The sequence below is a fragment of the Bacillus paramycoides genome, from assembly GCF_001884235.1.
Classification (GTDB): Bacteria; Bacillota; Bacilli; order Bacillales; family Bacillaceae_G; genus Bacillus_A; species Bacillus_A paramycoides.
The window spans coordinates 131654-150077 of the sequence record NZ_MAOI01000101.1; the positions used below are offsets into that span (position 1 = coordinate 131654).

Below are 18424 nucleotides of genomic sequence, written 5' to 3' on the forward strand. Positions count from 1 at the left end.
TTCATCCCTCCTGAATATCTTATGTATTAAATATTCTCTAACCAAAGAAAAAAGCCCTTTAAATTAAAAGGACTTTTACATTTTTATATTTCCTGTCACTAGCATATAAAGTGATGTGATAGCTGCAATAACAATTCCCCACATAACATATCTCTCTTTACCTGTAAAACAACGATTCCCTTGTTCTTTTCTTGCAAACATGTACACAATAATCCCAATACCATATACGATTGAAACAAGCAATAAATTCTTTAAACCAGCTGCATATATTAGCCATACAGAATATACAGAAGCAATTAAAGCTAACAAGCCATTTTTTACTCTCGCAGCTTTCAGCTCTTTCGTAATGACTAATTTCAATTGAAATAGGGCTGATAATAAATACGGTAATAAAATTGATGTTGACGCAATAAAATACATAATTTGATATGTCGATTCTGAGAACAGAACGATTATAAATATAATTTGGGCAACGACATTTGAAATCCATAATGCCATATGCGGCGTTTGCTTCTTATTTGTTTTCGTAAAGGCTTTCGGAAACACTCCGTCTTTTCCTGCTACGTGAGAAATTTCAGAAACAAGTAAAAGCCAACCAATTAATGTGCCTACAAGTGAAGCAACTAATCCGATGTTAATCGCAACTGCCCCCCATGGTCCAACAACATGTTCTAATACATGTCCCATTGAAGGAGTTTCTAATACAGAAAGTTCATTTCTCGTCATGGCTCCCATTGATAGTACAGAAATTAAAATATAAATAGACATAACTAAAATTAATCCAAGTACTGTCGCTTTTCCAACGTCTCTGCTATTTTTAGCTCTTCCTGATAATACAACTGCTCCTTCAACCCCAATGAATACCCAAAGAGTTACAAGCATTGTATTTTTCACTTGACCAAGTACAGAGGAAACTGAGATTGTTCCTTCTCCCCAAAAGTCATGTGTAAATGTATCCCAGCGAAATGCTGTTACCATCACAACAATAAATAATAAGATCGGAACTAATTTCCCAATTGTTGCGATTACATTCATAATGGAAGCTTCACGAATTCCAAATAAAATAAGAAAATGAAGTGTCCATAATAAAAGGGAGGCACCAACGATGGAAGCAATATTATTTCCTCCTTTAAAAATTGGGAAGAAATAACCTAATGTGCTAAACAATAACATAATTGTTGCGACATTTCCTAAAATTCCTGCCAGCCAGTAGCCCCACGCACTGTTAAAACCAATATATTCACCGAATCCAGCTCGTGCATAACTATAAATTCCGCCCTCAAGCTCCGGTTTTTGTCTTGCTAACGTTTGATATACGAGCGCAAGTGGAATCATTCCCATCGCTGTAATACACCAACCAATTATCGTTGCACCACTATTTGCTCCTACTGCTAAATCATGCGGTAAACTGAAAACACCACCACCAACCATCGTTCCAACTACTAATGCGATTAACGGAAAAAATCCTAACTTCTTTTCTATTTGTACCACCCCATCTGTCATTCTAGGTGTTATGTTCGTTCAACTATTAAAGTCACCTTTTTCTCTAATAGACGTTTCTCTTATATTTTTTCAGGAAAACATTACTTATTCTAAAAGAAAATGAAGAAAAATGGAATACTTTTTTGAAAAAATGTATAAGTATGCACAAAAAAACCGCTCATTTTGTAATGAACGGTCATTTCAAACAAATAAAATTGTATATTTCTTGTAAAATTAACGGATTAAATTCTCTTTTTGTAAAAATTGTTTCGCTACTTCTTCACTACTTTTTCCATTCACATTTACTTCATAATTCATTTTTCGCATTTCTTCATCTGTAATCTTTCCAGCTAATTTATTCAATACATTTTCAAGTTCCGGATATTTCTGTAACGTCTCTTTTCTTAATAATGGTGCTCCTTGATAAGGCGGGAATAATCCTTTATCATCTTTTAGTACTTTAAGTCCATATTGCTCCAATTCACTATCAGTTGAATATGCATCGATTACGTTCACATCACCCGATTGAATTGCACTATAACGTAATTTCGGTTCCATCGTTTTAACATTTGAAAACTTATAATCATATAATTTTTGCATGCCTTTATAACCATCTTCACGATCAGCAAATTCTAATGTAAATCCCGCTTTCGCATCCTGTGCAATATTTCCTAAATCAGAGATTGTATTTATATTATATTGATCTGCCATTTTTTTCGGCATTGCTAGTGCGTATGTATTGTTATACTCCATCGGCTTCAACATAACCATATTATATTTCTTTTCCATTCCGATGCGAGCCTGTTCATATACTTTATCACGATTTGTACTTTTCGGTTCTTCTTTCACAAAAGTAGATAAAGCTGTTCCCGAAAATTCAGGGTATATATCTACTTCTCCTGACTTTAACGCTTCAAATACAAATGCTGTTTTCCCAAGACCTGGTTTTAATTCTACGTGTAAATCTGTATCCTGTTCAATTAGCTGCTTATACATTTGAATTAAAATTTCTGGTTCAGATCCTAGTTTACCAGCAATAACAATATCTTTCTTTTGTGTATTCCAAAGAAATGGTGAAACGACAACTACGATTACGATACATATCGTCAATATAACACGCTTAGGAGAGCGTTTTGGACTTTCAAGCATACGAAGTACTATATCAAAGAATAAAGCGAGTAACGCAGCTGGTAAGGCCCCTAAAATGATAAGTGCATGATCATTCCGGTCGATACCGAGTAGTATGAGCTTACCGAGTCCACCAGCACCTATTAAAGCTGCTAATGTAGCCGTTCCAACAATTAAGACCATCGCTGTACGAATTCCAGCCATAATAATTGGCAATGCAAGAGGAAGCTCTACCTTCCATAATCTTCTCCAGCTATTCATCCCCATAGCTCTCGCCGCTTCTATAAGAGATTCATCTAATTCCCGTATTCCTGTATATGTATTTCGTAGAATAGGTAATAGTGCATACACAACTAATGCGATAATAGCTGGTAGTTTTCCGATTCCTACTAATGGAATTAATAGTCCAAGTAAAGCAAGTGATGGCACTGTCTGCATAACAGCAGAAGTCCCTATTATAAATTCAGCCATTCGTTCTTTTCTCGTTAATAAAATACCAAGCGGAACCGCAATGATTACTGCAAAAAATAATGAAATAAGCGATATTTGTAAATGCTCACTTAACGCACTTAGCAATTCTACTTTTCGTTCTTGGAACGTTTGAATAAAGTCAGTCACTGTTTAGCCTCTCTCCTTCATTTGTTCAACTATGTAATTTACTATATGGCGGCTTGTTAACGCACCAACATATTCACCATTTTCTTCAACTGACACTGACTCTTCAACTTGTAAGCGAACTAGTGCTTCTTGTAAAGGAGAATTTAAAGATAAAGCATTCCCTTCTACTCGTATGCTATTGTCTAGCGGCAATATATCTTCTACATGCTTCCCCTCATACCAAGGGCGTCCGCGATTTCCAATGAACTCCTCTACAAACTCATTTTTCGGATTATGTATAATACCTTCTGGTGTATCTAATTGAACAACTTTTCCTTCTCTCATAATACAAATGCGATCACCCAGTGATAATGCCTCTTGCATATCATGAGTTACAAACACTATCGTTTTTTGAATCTTTTTTTGCAATTGTACAATATCCTTCTGGAGTTGTTCCCTGCTTAATGGATCTAACGCACTAAATGGTTCATCCATAAGAACGATTTTGGGATTAGCAGCTAATGCCCTAACAACACCAACACGCTGCTTTTGCCCTCCTGACAATTCATCGGGCATACGGTCGCGATATACATCCGGATCTAATCCAACCATATGTAGTAGTTCATCGACACGCTCTTGTATTTTCTTTTTGCTCCATTTTCTCATTTCAGGGACAACTGCAATATTTTCGGCAATTGTCATATGTGGAAACAGAGCAATCTGTTGCAACACATACCCAATATTCCAACGCAGTTCGTTTATATTATATTGTTGAATATCTTTTCCATCGATTAAAATTGACCCTTCCGTCGTTTCAATTAAACGATTAATCATCTTCATTGTCGTTGTTTTCCCGCAACCACTCGGACCAATGAGAACAAAAAATTCTCCCTTTTTAATTTCTATATGCAATGAATCCACTGCTTTTGCGCCATCTTCATACGATTTTGACACATGATTAAACTGAATCACAAACACAACTCCTTTATTGTTGTTTCCTTTATTTTGATGGAATATGGAACTCTTTTCAAATGATACGCATTATTCTATAAAAAAAGAGCTCATATTTGAGCTCTAACGGTCGAATAATATTGTTTTCATAATAGCAACATATTCACGCACATACATTTTTTTCTTAGAACGTCTCGGTGTTTCAGCAGCTAATGCCTCCATCTTCATGCCTAAACGCTTTGCAATTATTTTCGTTCGATATAAATGATACGTATTACTTACAACTACCGCATGTTTTACATCAAATAAATCCATACTAAACTTTAAATTTTCATACGTATTTGTAGAGCGCTCTTCCATAAAAATACGACTCTCATCTATACCGTGTACCATTAAATAGTTTCTCATACTGTGAGCTTCCGGTATATCTTCATCTTCCCCTTGACCACCTGAAACAATTACTTTCACCTCAGGGTGAGAATATAAATACTCCAACGCTACATCTAAACGGTTTTGGAGTGATAAAGACGGTCTATCTCCAAATAACTTTGCACCTAATATAAGAACGTATGGAGAGTGATTACTCAATTTTTCACGAGCAACTTTATTCATTCGAAACGTCATATAAATGATGTATAGCGGCGGTAGTAATAAGATTATAAGCAAGATCCATTTGTTCATAAATAAGTTTGCACTCCCTTTCCTTTTATTATATAAAAAAAGAAAGGAAGGCAGAAGTACTTTTTAAACGATTGATTTATTAGGAACATTCGTCCCTACTTTACGTTGTGATAGCACATAATAAATAGCGATTCCTAATGAAAGAATCAATATACAGCTTAATACGTAAAACGGGAGCATTACCCCAGCTTTAGATACACCGGCTGTAAACAGCATTAATAATACAATTCGTATTCCTGTACCAATTAAGCGAAATAAGCTATCTACACGGCCGATTACTTTATTTGGGATTTCCTCCATCATCAATACATTTCTCGCCACTCTTGTACCAGCGTTTCCAATTGCATGAAAAATGGCAATTCCATATAATAACATAATGGACGGTTCAATAATCATTGCGGTAATTGAAATTACATATATGAGCATCGTCATGACGATTGAAACTTCTGTCTTTATATATTTCATCATAATTGGAATACTTATTCCTGCAAGAACCGCTCCGACACCGTACATCATACCTTCTATTGCGTATACAGAGGCACTGGCTTTTAGTATATCTGAAATATATACTGGGATTAAATAATTTGCCATCATGACACCGATAAACGGCATATAAGTCGCAAGTAAAAACCAAAAGAGCTTAGGACGTTTTTTCATAAAGTGAATCCCTTCGAACAATTGCTTCTTAAATGTTACTTTCCTTTTTACTTCTTTTTTCTTTACGTACGGTATACATAAGAAAAGGAAGAATGCTCCTGCAAAAGTTAACATATCTACTAACAAGATCCATTTCAAAGAAATGATCTCAATTAGAAAGCTAGCAGCCGCTCCTGAAATAACTTGTGTTAACTGTCCTTGTATTTCCATCGTTCCACTTAAACTTTTATAATGTTCTGCTTGAAATATCTCTTGGTTGAACGCAAATATTGTAGGATAAAATAATAGATAGTAGAATGACCCTGCTATATAAATAAGAATATAGTGAATAGAATGATAAGGTTGCCCAGCAAATCCCCATATAGCCATCATTCCTATAACGGCAATCCCGATACCTTCGTTACATAACAATAAAGATTTTCTTGAAAAACGATCAATACTTTGCCCGATAAACGGTGTTAATAAAAACATAATAAGAGTTGAAATGATCGAAACATAACCGAATGTTGTCTCTCCTCCACTCTCTTTAATTAACAACCATGGGATCGTTATCATTACAATCCCGGAACCAATAGCAGATAAACTATTGGCCCCTAGAATGTAATACAAACGAGAATCTTTATAAAGAGATGACATATCACTCAACTCCTAGTTGTTTTTTCACCTCTTTATATACGCCCATATATGCTTTTAATTCTTTAACTAAATCATGAATTAATGGTTTTGCATCTTCTCCAAGTTCACCGTCTTGTACATGTAATCCATCAAGCACAACTTGTTTTGGGATTGCATTTGCGTAAACACCTCTAGCAACAGTGCGCATACTATTTAATGCGTTAATTCCTCCTTTACCGCCTCCTGCAACCGCTAGTAATGCCACCGGTTTATGGATGAATTCACTGCTACTTAAGTAATCTAACGAATTTTTCAGCGCTCCGCTCATCGCATTATGATATTCTGGTGTACATAGTACTACACCGTCTGCTGCTTTCACTAAAGCTTTTAATTTTTTTACTGCTTCTAATTCACGTTGTGATTCTTCTCCGTTATATAAAGGCAATTCCTCTACTGCTAAATCATATAACTCCCCTTCAAATTGCTCTGCGATATATTTTGCAATAACACGCGTTCTTCCAAATTTTCTTGGTGTACCGTTAATTACGACTAGTTTCATAATTATTTCTCCCCTTTGTTTTCAAGTTATACTTATATATTATCAGAAATTTCTATACAAAACACAGTAAAAAGAGGGAAAAACTTTCATAAAATAGTATGAGAAATAAAAAAGAACTCATACTTTCGTATGAGCCTCACAAAATTAGTTTTTTTCACCTTTATGATTTAGTGTAAGTATGCTTTCTTTAGCTTCAAAATGATTAAACGCTTTTTCAGCTAATTTTGTTCGCTCTTCTGGCAATTCTATATATTTCATTACGTTTTCTACAATTTTTTCGTATGGTGTGAATACAATTCCAGGCCACTCTATCTCGTCCTCTGGATTACTATTTTCCGAAATAATAAACTTCTTATTTGCAACAGCATAAGAAACCCGGGGTGTTTCAAGAATTCCTGATAAATAAAAATGGATATTTAATATTATTTTAGACCTTGCAATCAACTCATTTCTAACAATTCCCCATGCGTTATTTTTAAAAACAATATTTAAATGTGGAGCAACTACTTGTAATTGATCGAAAATAACTTGCCGTCTCAGATTAAGAGCACCTATAAACAGGATATCAATATCTTCAGAAATTCCATCTTCAAATGCATCTTTCTTTATTTCCAAAGTTGGGGCGTAGTTCATTCCTACATGCTTAATCTCTTTTCCTACCCCTTTTTGTATTAACCATTCTATATTTTGTTTACTGTAATCCCAAATCTCCCTATCTTTTAATAATATTAAATAAAGCGGATGTGCATAAGGACTTCCTTCATATAGCTGCTCTAAATTATAAATTATTGCGTCTTTCGGAAGGGCATTCGGGTTAAATGCATATGTATGCGCTCCGAAAACAATCGTCTCCTTTGCATTTTCTAATATTGTTTCTGATAGAATAACGGTATTTCCCTCCTGCTCCAATCGCCATTTCAAAGCTCGTACAACATCTATGAAACTACCATACGTATTCGGACATATAAATAAGCAATAATCATATTCTTTATTCAAATAAGCTTCCATTAATCTTAAATTATTTTTATATAACTCTACTTCAGGATGTTCAACTAACAACTGATTTGCATATTTTTTTGATACTTTATGCAATCCAGCATAATAAGCAGCTATGCATCTTTTTAATTCAACTCTTTCCCGATGTTCTTTCGATATATCCATGTCTAATAGAAGGTTTGCGATAAAATACGCTTTTAAATGATCACGATCGTAATAATAATCTAGTAGTGGGATTAATTCTTCTGACGTATTACCATGCATCGCTTCCCCTAGTTCAATCGCCCATCGTATTAATTCCATGATTACTCCACTACTCCTTTAATCCAAAATTTATTTAATAAAATTTCGCATTATTCTCTACCATACTCGCTATATGCACTGGTAACTCTTCTTTTTTCGATTCAAGATACTTTTGTGATTGTGCACCTAAATGTTTTTTATGAGGTATATAGTAACCACTTATAGAAATTTCATAGTCAAATAAGTAATCATATACATGGTAATCTACAAATAAAAGATCCTCTGTTGGAAAAGGAATTTCTTTCCCTTGTAGTGCATACATCAAAGCGATATTATTTTGTGATCGTAGTCGATACAATTTTGCAAGTTGGTATAAAGGTTCGGCTCGAGTTGGTCTGTATTCCCATGCTTTTTGAAAATAAAAAATAGCTAACGCTAAATATTGTTCTTCTTGCTCCTTGGCATGTTCTTTTTCCTCACTATCTATTAATTCATGTTGTTTGTATGATGAACCATTCGCTAAATATTCATAACAAAATCCTATTCGTAATAGCGAATAGAATACCTCTTCAGTCCATCCTCCTGCTTCCACTCTTTTTTTATACCACTTAATCGAATCTTCAAATTGATTTAAATGATAATAAGTTTGAGCTAAATAAAATAAATATCTTATGTGCAAATCTGGAGTCGTTTCTGGATCATTTATCCCTTGTAACAACAATCTCTCATCTCTTTCAAATTTATCACTTTTACTTCCACCATCTCCAGGATCATTAACGATAAGAGTATCTAACCTAGCTACTCTTATATTGTAATCCGCTCCAACTTTAGAACGATCAATATCCCAGCACTCATGAGTAACTCCTACCGATTTCCACGGTAAAGAAGCCTTTAAAAGACGTGTAAGCCAATATTTAATATGAATATCATATTGCAGTGTAAGATAATGATCTTCAGTTAAACTACTTTTATCAAAAGTTGATTCAACTTCTAAAATCATGTCCGCATCAAGTATTAATAAATAATCTGCTTCTGAATATGTTTTTTGAGCTAACGAAACTGCTAAACTTCTATTATAGCCAAAGTTTTTGAATGGTTCATGATGGACCGTCCCTGGTATCCTACTTTCTTTACACCAATTCTCAATAATTTCAGGTGTATTATCTGTCGATCCGGTATCACAAATAGAAACAAAGTCTACAATGGATTTTGTTGCATTTAAACACCTCTCCATTATCCTCGATTCATTTTTCACAATCATACAAAGGCATAATTTTTTGTCTGTTCTTTCATTGTTCTCCTTCTCATTTACCATTTGACCACCTCATATTTTATTAACACGTTCTTTTCGTATGTAACACCGTCGCTTAACTATACTCATGACATAATCAGCCTTTTACTATTTATGAAAACTTCATTTTATTTATTCTTATTTTTATGTTGGGACATCTTTGATGCTTCACTTTATATTTGATACAATCAGTATAAAATGGAACATGTAGTACTTAACATGGAACTCATTATATTTCATTGTTTGAGAGGAGGTTTTATTTTGTTGGATTACATTTGGCTAGATGACAACTCAACAATTTTAGAACAACTACCAAGCAACTTTAAATCTGCAACGATATTGCTTCACCCTTTTGTCCAAATGCCTTCAGAGTGGGAAAAGTCAGTGAGAAAAAGACACTATCAACACATATATCCAAGTGCTGAAGAAATCATTCATGATGGGAAATGTGTGTTGATTGGTATTTTTAAATTAGGAGTTTCTTAGACTATGTTTTATAAAATCTAAAATAAAAAAGAAACTTGTACATAAGCACAAGTTTCTTCATTAAAACCATTCCCTATTTTTTAACAACCTCATGTCCACCGTATTGATTACGAAGAGCTGAAACAACTTTCCCATGGAATGTATCATCTTCTTGAGAACGGTAGCGCATAAATAATGACATTGCGATAACTGGTGCCGCTGCTTGTAGTTCAAGCGCAGTTTCAACAGTCCATTTCCCTTCTCCTGAAGAGTTCATTACACCTTTAATACCATCAAGTTTCAGGTCATCTGCAAATACTTTTTCAGTTAAGTCCATTAACCAACCACGAATAACTGATCCATTTGCCCACACTTTCGCAACATCTTCATAATTAAAATCAAAATCACTTTTATCTAACACTTCAAATCCTTCAGCAATTGCTTGTATCATTCCATACAACATCTCTCGCAAGATCTCGTAAGATATTTGGAGATAGAAAGCTTTGAATCTCGTGGGCAAATAATTGTAATTCATTGGATACAGAAATAGACATACAAAAACGCCATCCTTTCCTATGATTCAACAGAAAGAATAGCGTATTTTTGTAACCCCTCCACCTAAAGATAATAATTTTCGTTTTCTTAGCTTGATGGACATAGGGCGTGGATCCCTACTATCACTTTTTTCACCTTGTAAATATATGTTCCATACTATAAAATCTAATAGTATTTATATTTTTCTGAAAAATCAAAACAAAATATGAACTTTATTGTATAATGTTGTAAAAAGATGTCGGAGGGATTTAATGTTAAATAAAATATCTCAATTCACAATAAAACTTTCATCAATTCTTTTATCACTCTTACTATTACTAAATTCACCTTATTTATTTATCACTCAACAGGGATTCACTTTTCAACCAATTCATTTTTTTAATCAGATCGTTACTATGTTAAAACAGGTTTTCTCACCTGAATCATTAGTGGTTATAGGATCAGACCCGAAATTTGGTCATTTCAAAAAGACACCATTATTTCCAACGGTTTTAGAACCTTACCTATATTCATTTACTGTATTATTTATAGCCTTTTTTCTTGCGCTCTTTCTATCATCTAGTATGGCATTTTTTTATTTTTTAGCAAAAGATTATATAAAAAAATGGATAAACCGAATTGTGTTCATATTAGAAGCTATCCCAGATATGATGATGATGATTTGTTTGCAAATATTTTTCATATGGGTACTTCAGAAATTCGGGGAATCTCCTGTCACCATTATTTCTTTTAATGAAAATCGAGCTTATTTACTCCCTATTTTATCTTTAGCAGTCTTACCTACATTACAAATGTTTCGGATGATGGTGTTATACATAAAAGAAGAACATGGAAAACATTACGTAGAGGTTGCATATGGAAAAGGACTTTCATCAAGTTATATACTATGCATTCATTTATTCAAAAATATATCTATCCACTTCTTTCACCATTTAAAAACGATTTTTGTTTTCTTACTTTCTAACTTATTCATTTTAGAATTTGTTTTTAATATGGAAGGCATTATTCAATTTTTATTTAAGAAGGCGTTTATTTCACCTCCAGCTGCATTTATCATACTTGTTATGATTATTTTACCGTTTTATGCCATTTTTCAAATAATCTCATTCATGATGAATAGATGGCAAAAGCAATTGAAAGGAGCAGCATTATGAAATCTATTTGGAAATCAAAACGATTTTTAATCGGCTTTACTTATCTATTCATACTTGTTTCAGCTAGTTTTATTTATAGTTGGTTCTTTAAAGATAACATCCCAAAACCTCCTCAGTTACTTTACAATGACAATAACGAATTACTTGGAAAGGCCCCCTTTCCGCCATCGTTAATGCCGCCTTTTGGATCTGATCGTTTTGGAGAGTCTGTTTTCTTACAAATTGTAGAAGGAGCAAAATTCACCATTTTATTAGCCGTGGCAATTAGCTTCTTTCGAATTTTATGCGGAACATGTATAGGAATCCTCTTAAGTTTATACGCTCCAAAATTCAAGAGATTTTTCCAGGCATGCTCAGAAGTTTTTTATTATATCCCAACTCTATTTATCGCATTCATACTCATCACGCCCGTTAATATTGTAATTACATCAAATGCTGATAGATTAGATCCAAATATTTCATTTACGTTTTATCAAGTTCTCGTACTTATTTTCGTCGCTCTGCCTACACTTTCTTTATATATCTCCTCAGAGGTTGATGAATTTATGAAACGAGATTACATTTTAAGTTCACAATTACTGGGTGCTAGCCGTTTTCATATTATCAAAAAACACTTACGAGTCTTATTACTTGATCGCTTATTTGTGTTATTTATGGAACATATCGTTCAAACACTCATACTCGTTATCCATTTAGCGTTGCTTGACATTGTAATTGGCGGGATACAAATGCGGGAACTCTATGACGGAGTGCTCAAACCTGTTTCTCTATCTAATGATTGGGCAGGCCTTATTGGATTAAATCGTTATGAAATGAATCTGTCATGGTGGATTATTTTTTATACTCTCGTTTCATTCTTTATTACGATTCTATTTATTAAGCTTATGACAATCGGAATTCAAGATGCACTGAAAGCAAGAGATTCGCAAGCGGTAGCAATTCAATCCGTTCCAGATCATAAAAAATTTGTTAAAAATAAAGATTCTTTTTCGTTTGCAAATAAATTGAACCTTTAATCATTATTCAGCACTGATATTAGTGGAATATAAAGAAGATGATCCCTGTTGAATACAGGGATCATCTTCTTTATGCCGTCTAACTTTTTTAAATGTCCTTTGCTAGACTCATGCTTTTTATATTTAAAGTGAATTATTTGCAATCACAATTGTGCTGTTTAAAATCGATTACCATACGTCCTTGAATTCTACCTTGTTCCATTTCTTCGAATACATTTTGTACTTTATCAAGAGAACAAGTTTGAACAACCGGCACTACTTTTCCTTCTGCACCGAACATAAATGCCTCTTCTAAGTCCTTACGAGTACCAACTAGAGAACCAACTACTTCAATTCCATCTAGTACAAGTCGCGGAATGTTTAAATCCATAGTTTCTACTGGTAAACCTACTGCAACGACTTTACCACAAGCACGTACTGCATCAACTGCTGAGTTGAATGCTACTTTAGAAACAGCTGTTACTACAGCAGCATAAGCACCACCAAACTCCTCTTGGACAATCTTATCAGCAGAACCTTGAGAAATTGGATTGATAGTCATATCAGCACCAACCTCTTTTGCTAAGGCTAATTTATCGTCATTGATATCTACTGCAATTACCTTTGCACCAAATACGTTCTTAGCATATTGGATAGCTAAGTTACCTAATCCACCACAACCATAGATTACAATAGGTTGACCCGGTTTAATGTCTGATACTTTAATAGCTTTATATGTAGTTACACCTGCACATGTAATTGATGATGCTTGAGCAGGATCTAATCCCTCTGGTACTTTCACCGCATAATCAGCTGTAACAATACATTGTTCAGCCATACCACCATCTACTGTATAACCAGCATTCTTAACTTCACGACAGAATGTTTCTCTACCAGTTACACAATATTCACAACGTCCACAAGATTGGAACATCCATGCAATACTTACACGGTCACCAACCTTAAGTGAAGTAACATCATCAGCAATTTTAGTAACAATACCTACACCCTCATGACCAAGGATGCGGCCATCCGTGTTACCAAAATCATGATTCGCAACGTGTAAGTCAGTGTGGCAAACTCCACAATACTCTACATCTACTAACGCTTCACCTGAGCGTAACGGACGTAATTCTTTTTCAATAACTTCAATGTTTGCTTTGCTGTTTTTATTAACCACTACTGCTTTCATATGTGATCTCCCCTTTAGTGTTTTAGAGTTTTAATGAGTTCATCTCACAACTCCTGTCCTCACTGTTTTGGCTAATTACTGTACCAAATTTAAGTGTTCAATCATCATTACATGTTCATCATAACATGTACTTTTATAGATGCATTTTGAAATATTGAACAATATTTGAATTATTACATAAATCGTTTTTGATGTATTTAAAGAAAAAAACTGAAATTTTTATTCAGAATTTTATCATATCCACACTTGGATTTATCAGGCTATTCTTAGGATTTCAAATGTGTGAGTTAAAAGGTGGTGAATTGAAACATCCTCTCCATAAGAGAAACCATTTATATATTTTGTAATTGAATCTACTACTGAAAGTAAACCTCGTTCCTCTAGTTGTAATATTGCTGTACAAGTAAACGCTTTTGTTAATGATCCAATTCGAAATTTTGTATCAATAGTATGAGGAATATTATATGTGAAATTCGCTGTTCCAAATGCTTCACTTAATAATATTTCATCATTCTTTGCAATAAGTACTGTACCATTAAAATAACTAGCCTCAGCTAAACTTGACATATACCTCTGTAGCACAGCCTTTTCTTTCATATGTCCCTCCTAATTAGCTCCATGTTTCACCGCATATAAAGCAGCTTGTGTGCGGTCATCTACTTCCAATTTAGCCAATACGTTAGAAACATGTGTTTTCACAGTCTGTTCTGTAATATGAAGCTCTGCAGCAATCTCCTTGTTACTTCTTCCTTTCGCAATTTCACGAAGTACTTCTTGCTCCCTTTTCGTTAACATCGAAAAAGGATTCTCTTTTTCTTTCTTGACTGCCGGACGTCCTAATAGCGCAGGTGTTACTTTCGGATGAAAATTCGTATTCCCTTGATATACCGCAATAATTGACGCAACAAGTTGCTCTGGCTGCACTTCTTTTAATTGATAACCATCTGCCCCAGCTTCTAATGCTGGTAAAACATAATCTTGTTCTGAAAAACTACTTAACATAAGAATTTTTATTGTCTTATCATATTGTTTTATACGTTTTGTCGCTTCAATACCGTCCATTTTAGGCATTGATAAATCCATTAATACTAGATCTGGCTTTTCTTTTTGAACAAATATTAGTGCCTCTTCACCATTTTCTGCTTCTCCAATTATTTCAAATTCCTCTCTCGATTTCAAAAAAAATACGAGTCCCCTTCGAACGATATGATGATCTTCTACTAGTAGCAATTTAATCTTCACCAGACTTCTCCCTTTCAAACCGGTAATTGAATTTCTATTTTCGTCCCCTTTTCCGGCTCTGTTTTTATTCGAAATGATCCTCTCATTAACTGAATGCGTTCCCTCATATTTTTCAAGCCAAGTGCTGACTCTCTTACTTGTTCCTGCACAAATCCTATTCCATCATCTTCTATGTAAAAATATAAATTATTATTTTCTACTTTTAAATGAACACATATTTTTTCACATGAAGCATGTTTTTTACAATTATGTAGCGCTTCTTGACTAATACGCCATAAAACTTCTTCTATTTCATCTCCAATTGAAACCATCCCATCAATTCGAACTTCCACTTGAATTCCTAATAGCTTTCCATAATTTTGAATCGCTTCTACTAAACCTTTTTCTAACCCTTCAGGACGTAATTGCCAAATTAATAACGTCATCTCTTGTAATGCTTCTTGCGATAATTCTCCAATATAACTCAACATCTCCTGAAGCTCTCCATCTTTCGTCATATTAAGAGTGCCTTTAGCTGTTAGCATAATAGAAAATAGCAATTGTTTAACTGAGTCATGTAGGTCACGTGCAAGCCGATTTCTTTCAGCTACAACTACATATTTTCGTTCTTTCTCAACTAACTGAATACGTTGTATCGTTGTTCCAATTTGAAATGCGATCGATTCTAATAACGCTAATTCTTCCTCTGAAAAATGTGTTTTATGAGGCGAGGCCACATTTAATAGACCGAATTTCTCTGATCCAGAACGTAAAGGAATTGTCGCGTGGTGTGTAATGTCTTCTGTCTCACCCCAATTACATTCAATCGCATCTTCAATACGTTTACATTCAATAATATTTGTCGCTTTTTCCAATCTCCCATTCACAAAACGTTCTACGCACCAACAGTCACCTTCACACATCGGCTTTTTTTCTTGCCACGTAAGAGCTGGCGGTAAGTTTTGGTCTACAAGCATACGATGTGTCCCTTTTTCATCAATAAAAAATATCCACCCTGTTTGTAAATTCATAACTTGTAATAATGTATGTAAAACTTTTTCTAACATTTCCTGCAAATTTGTTGCTTCATTTAGTAATTCAGCAATTTTTTTTAATGCTTCTAAACGTTGCATATCTTTTTCGTCAAAGTTCATTCTCATCACCAACTACCATTATAACATTAAGAAATTTCTAAATTCTACAAATAACAAAAGAGCACAATTCTTGTTGCAGAATTGTGCCCAAGTGCTGAGGTTAATTTTTCGGGAGGTATTATGCCCCCTAAAGCTCATCGAAATCTATCGGCCTAAAAACCCGAATTGTACCCTTAATTTCTAATCACGCTTCATGAATTGACCTAGGATCTCCAACCAACTAGTTTTCTTTACCAGTCTGGTGAAGCTGATTCCCATGGATTCCCTGTAATTTTTCGGTATGAACGTACATGTTCGCTGCTGGCATTTGCACTTGATTCTTATGGAATAAAGACATTAGTTCAAACCTTACTTGCCTGGAAGTTTCAAAGTAATCTTCAGGTTTAATCAAACCTATAATACAAAATTCGTACCCAACATATTTAAGGTTTGGATTTAAGTCTGTAACACCAATATATTTAAATGGTTCAACAGCCTCATTCCCTACTCTATGTAGGCTTTGTCCCAATTTTTCATTGCAGTTAACACATACTTCTTCTAACAATTCCTTTATTCTTGTAGGATCTTCCTGATAACTTACCGTAATCCGTTCAATAACCCGCATCCAGCCTTTATTAAAATTTTGTATCGTTCTAATCTCTCCATGTGGGATGGTAAGAAGTTTTCCTGACCATTCACGAATTTGCATAAAGCGAATACTGATTTCCTCAATAGTTCCTGAACTTGTTCCGTTAAAAGTAACAAAATCGCCGACGCGAAACTCTTTGTCCGTTAATCTTGCGAACCCTAATATAACATCTTTTAGCATCTGTTGTGCAGCAAAACCGATGACAACTCCGGCAATCCCTGCACCCGCAAGAATACCTTTTATATCTACAAATTGACTAATTAGATAAATAATAAGGCTGACTACAATTCCATATCTAACAATTGATCGAATTACACTTTGAATCGTCTGTTCTACTTCTTCATCCAAAAAGCTTGACTTCCTAAAAAACCAATCAATAATACGGTTTATGACAAAAGAAAAAATCATAAGAATCAAAGCAAATAATATAAATCTTAAAAGCAAAAACTCCCTTACATAATTAAAAAATTCCTCAGTAAAAGTTAATAAACTCATCCGTCCACTTCCTTAAAAATGAAAATTTCATACAGAGCTGATTTATTGTTAATTCTTTTTAATCATCTCAAATTTTTTCTAGGAACATCTGTTATCCTGATTTTAAATATCACTTTCTTAGCTTATGTATTTTGATTTTGATTTTCATTCCCAGTTTATCTTCAATAATATGCCACTTTAATTCACGGTTCCTTAATCAATCTTTCAATTTCAGATGTCCTTTTCCTTTTTACTATAAATATACCCTTTTTAATCCCCTTAAAGGAGATAACAGTGGAATTTTTTATAAACATTACGACTTTATTTTAAAACGCCACTTATCAAACTTTTGATTTAAACCAACTACCAGAAAACATTAGTCCGTTCATAAAGAAACTAATTCAGCAACAAGTCGTCTCTATTTAAACGTCAAAAAGAGACCTTTTTAAAGGCCTCTTTTTTACTTCACTTCTGCATTTAAACAAGACTTAAAATGTCCAAGTGCAAATGCATGTCCTTGTTCATTAAATGATGCTACTGCCTTTTCATAAACAACAATTTGGAACCCTTTATTATAAGCATCTACTGCTGTATGAAGAACACAAATGTCTGTACATACACCTACAAGATGTACTTCCTCTATTCCTCTTTCTCTTAGCTTCATCTCTAAATCCGTTCCTGCAAAAGCACTGTAACGTGTTTTGTCCATATAGTATACATTCTCTGCAGTTTTATATTTTTCATATATATCTTGTAATTCACCAAATAAGCCTCTTCCATTTGTATCCTTTATATTATGTGGTGGAAACAATTTCGCTTCAGGATGATATACATCATTTTCTTCATGTTTATCGATTGCAAATACTACGTAATCTCCATTTTCGATGAATTGCTTCGTTATATTAACAAGTTCTCGTTCAATTTCTTGACCTGGTTTTCCACAAGTTAAAGCACCTTTTTCAGCTACGAAATCATATGTATAATCAATGTTTACAAGCGCTCGCTTCATTACTGATATCTCCCCTTCTTTTGTTTCACAATAAACAATAGAAAATATGTTATTACGACATTATATATTTCATTCGACATTTTTAACTAAAATCCTACATCTTTCTTATGGGAATTTATTTCAATCCTAATTTCTCATAAAAAATAAAAACAATTATAAAACATGTATTTCCCATTAGTAGGTCTTCAACATTACCTGAACAAGTTCTTGTATAATAAACCAGGCTATTGATACAGGGATACAAAGTAAAATGATTCAAATTAATATCTTCACATTACTTCCCTCTTCCCATGCAGTTATAGCAAATAATATTTTACTATCATTCGTACTGGGAAGAGAAGCCGATTATTCTCTACGACGTAATACACGAGTATACT

Annotated in this window: 16 protein-coding genes and 3 pseudogenes; 4 read left to right on the plus strand and 15 right to left on the minus strand. The window is 34.0% G+C overall.

Going from position 1 to position 18424, the window contains the following annotated elements:
• Nucleotides 1–75: 75 nt before the first annotated feature.
• The 8 genes from BAU28_RS21655 to BAU28_RS21690 all read right to left on the minus strand — a co-directional run bounded on the left by BAU28_RS21655 (nucleotide 76) and on the right by BAU28_RS21690 (nucleotide 9224).
• Nucleotides 76–1503 carry a basic amino acid/polyamine antiporter gene (locus BAU28_RS21655; protein WP_071719933.1) on the minus strand — a complete coding sequence of 476 codons (1428 nt, stop codon included), beginning with the start codon at nucleotides 1501–1503 and terminating at the stop codon, nucleotides 76–78.
• Between the two features lie 213 nt (nucleotides 1504–1716).
• Nucleotides 1717–3228: an ABC transporter permease/substrate-binding protein gene (locus BAU28_RS21660; protein ID WP_071719934.1), complete on the minus strand. Its 1512-nt coding sequence runs from the start codon at nucleotides 3226–3228 to the stop codon at nucleotides 1717–1719.
• 3 nt (nucleotides 3229–3231) lie between these two features.
• Nucleotides 3232–4179: an ABC transporter ATP-binding protein gene (locus tag BAU28_RS21665; RefSeq protein WP_002171796.1), complete on the minus strand. Its 948-nt coding sequence runs from the start codon at nucleotides 4177–4179 to the stop codon at nucleotides 3232–3234.
• Between the two features lie 102 nt (nucleotides 4180–4281).
• Nucleotides 4282–4839 (minus strand): YdcF family protein, encoded by a 558-nt coding sequence (locus BAU28_RS21670; protein ID WP_071719935.1) that lies wholly within the window; start codon nucleotides 4837–4839, stop codon nucleotides 4282–4284.
• A gap of 63 nt (nucleotides 4840–4902) precedes the next feature.
• A complete protein-coding gene (locus BAU28_RS21675; RefSeq protein ID WP_071719936.1) occupies nucleotides 4903–6132 on the minus strand; it encodes an MFS transporter in 1230 nt (409 codons plus the stop codon).
• Between the two features lies 1 nt (nucleotide 6133).
• Nucleotides 6134–6670, minus strand: coding sequence for an NADPH-dependent FMN reductase (locus BAU28_RS21680; RefSeq protein ID WP_071719937.1), 537 nt, complete (start codon nucleotides 6668–6670; stop codon nucleotides 6134–6136).
• Nucleotides 6671–6814: 144 nt separating this feature from the next.
• A complete protein-coding gene (locus BAU28_RS21685; protein ID WP_071719938.1) occupies nucleotides 6815–7969 on the minus strand; it encodes a DNA-binding protein in 1155 nt (384 codons plus the stop codon).
• 34 nt (nucleotides 7970–8003) lie between these two features.
• On the minus strand, nucleotides 8004–9224 hold the full coding sequence (locus tag BAU28_RS21690; protein WP_071719939.1) for a tetratricopeptide repeat-containing glycosyltransferase: 1221 nt from the start codon (nucleotides 9222–9224) through the stop codon (nucleotides 8004–8006).
• A gap of 139 nt (nucleotides 9225–9363) precedes the next feature.
• On the opposite strand from BAU28_RS21690, the pseudogene BAU28_RS21695 reads away from it, so the two are divergent.
• Nucleotides 9364–9653 (plus strand): annotated as a pseudogene (locus BAU28_RS21695) (DUF2711 family protein); the annotation flags it as partial.
• Between the two features lie 106 nt (nucleotides 9654–9759).
• Here BAU28_RS21695 and BAU28_RS21700 read toward each other — a convergent pair.
• Nucleotides 9760–10122 (minus strand): annotated as a pseudogene (locus BAU28_RS21700) (phosphogluconate dehydrogenase (NAD(+)-dependent, decarboxylating)); the annotation flags it as partial.
• A 349-nt stretch (nucleotides 10123–10471) separates the two neighbouring features.
• On the opposite strand from BAU28_RS21700, the gene BAU28_RS21710 reads away from it, so the two are divergent.
• On the plus strand, nucleotides 10472–11374 hold the full coding sequence (locus BAU28_RS21710) for an ABC transporter permease subunit (RefSeq protein ID WP_071719940.1): 903 nt from the start codon (nucleotides 10472–10474) through the stop codon (nucleotides 11372–11374).
• A complete protein-coding gene (locus BAU28_RS21715; protein WP_071719941.1) occupies nucleotides 11371–12390 on the plus strand; it encodes an ABC transporter permease in 1020 nt (339 codons plus the stop codon). Before BAU28_RS21710 ends, BAU28_RS21715 begins: the two co-directional genes overlap by 4 nt.
• Before the next feature lie 133 nt (nucleotides 12391–12523).
• On the opposite strand, the gene adhP is transcribed toward BAU28_RS21715, so the two are convergent.
• The 5 genes from adhP to BAU28_RS21740 form a co-directional block, all read right to left on the minus strand.
• Entirely contained in the window at nucleotides 12524–13561 is a 1038-nt protein-coding gene (adhP, locus tag BAU28_RS21720) for an alcohol dehydrogenase AdhP (RefSeq protein ID WP_071719942.1), read from the minus strand.
• 255 nt (nucleotides 13562–13816) lie between these two features.
• Nucleotides 13817–14158, minus strand: a complete 342-nt coding sequence (locus BAU28_RS21725) for a serine hydrolase domain-containing protein (RefSeq protein WP_244158164.1) — start codon at nucleotides 14156–14158, stop codon at nucleotides 13817–13819.
• A gap of 9 nt (nucleotides 14159–14167) precedes the next feature.
• Nucleotides 14168–14803, minus strand: a complete 636-nt coding sequence (locus BAU28_RS21730; RefSeq protein WP_071719943.1) for a response regulator — start codon at nucleotides 14801–14803, stop codon at nucleotides 14168–14170.
• Between the two features lie 14 nt (nucleotides 14804–14817).
• Complete coding sequence (locus BAU28_RS21735; protein WP_071719944.1) at nucleotides 14818–15936, minus strand: GAF domain-containing sensor histidine kinase; 1119 nt, start codon at nucleotides 15934–15936, stop codon at nucleotides 14818–14820.
• A gap of 220 nt (nucleotides 15937–16156) precedes the next feature.
• A complete protein-coding gene (locus BAU28_RS21740) occupies nucleotides 16157–17059 on the minus strand; it encodes a mechanosensitive ion channel family protein (protein ID WP_071719945.1) in 903 nt (300 codons plus the stop codon).
• Between the two features lie 321 nt (nucleotides 17060–17380).
• Here BAU28_RS21740 and BAU28_RS31465 point away from each other — a divergent pair.
• A pseudogene (locus BAU28_RS31465) lies at nucleotides 17381–17464 on the plus strand (NUDIX hydrolase); the annotation flags it as partial.
• 34 nt (nucleotides 17465–17498) lie between these two features.
• Here BAU28_RS31465 and BAU28_RS21745 read toward each other — a convergent pair.
• Complete coding sequence (locus BAU28_RS21745; RefSeq protein WP_071719946.1) at nucleotides 17499–18047, minus strand: cysteine hydrolase family protein; 549 nt, start codon at nucleotides 18045–18047, stop codon at nucleotides 17499–17501.
• Nucleotides 18048–18424 lie beyond the last annotated feature (377 nt).

What these genes read in the sequence shown, in the direction of transcription:
- BAU28_RS21655 (WP_071719933.1), bottom strand. Translation starts at nt 1,503, where the DNA reads ATGACAGATGGGGTGGTACAAATAGAAAAGAAGTTAGGATTTTTTCCG.
- BAU28_RS21670 (WP_071719935.1), bottom strand. Translation starts at nt 4,839, where the DNA reads ATGAACAAATGGATCTTGCTTATAATCTTATTACTACCGCCGCTATAC.
- BAU28_RS21675 (WP_071719936.1), bottom strand. Translation starts at nt 6,132, where the DNA reads ATGTCATCTCTTTATAAAGATTCTCGTTTGTATTACATTCTAGGGGCC.
- BAU28_RS21680 (WP_071719937.1), bottom strand. Translation starts at nt 6,670, where the DNA reads ATGAAACTAGTCGTAATTAACGGTACACCAAGAAAATTTGGAAGAACG.
- BAU28_RS21685 (WP_071719938.1), bottom strand. Translation starts at nt 7,969, where the DNA reads ATGGAATTAATACGATGGGCGATTGAACTAGGGGAAGCGATGCATGGT.
- BAU28_RS21690 (WP_071719939.1), bottom strand. Translation starts at nt 9,224, where the DNA reads ATGGTAAATGAGAAGGAGAACAATGAAAGAACAGACAAAAAATTATGC.
- BAU28_RS21710 (WP_071719940.1), top strand. Translation starts at nt 10,472, where the DNA reads ATGTTAAATAAAATATCTCAATTCACAATAAAACTTTCATCAATTCTT.
- BAU28_RS21715 (WP_071719941.1), top strand. Translation starts at nt 11,371, where the DNA reads ATGAAATCTATTTGGAAATCAAAACGATTTTTAATCGGCTTTACTTAT.
- adhP (WP_071719942.1), bottom strand. Translation starts at nt 13,561, where the DNA reads ATGAAAGCAGTAGTGGTTAATAAAAACAGCAAAGCAAACATTGAAGTT.
- BAU28_RS21725 (WP_244158164.1), bottom strand. Translation starts at nt 14,158, where the DNA reads ATGAAAGAAAAGGCTGTGCTACAGAGGTATATGTCAAGTTTAGCTGAG.
- BAU28_RS21735 (WP_071719944.1), bottom strand. Translation starts at nt 15,936, where the DNA reads ATGAACTTTGACGAAAAAGATATGCAACGTTTAGAAGCATTAAAAAAA.
- BAU28_RS21740 (WP_071719945.1), bottom strand. Translation starts at nt 17,059, where the DNA reads ATGAGTTTATTAACTTTTACTGAGGAATTTTTTAATTATGTAAGGGAG.
- BAU28_RS21745 (WP_071719946.1), bottom strand. Translation starts at nt 18,047, where the DNA reads ATGAAGCGAGCGCTTGTAAACATTGATTATACATATGATTTCGTAGCT.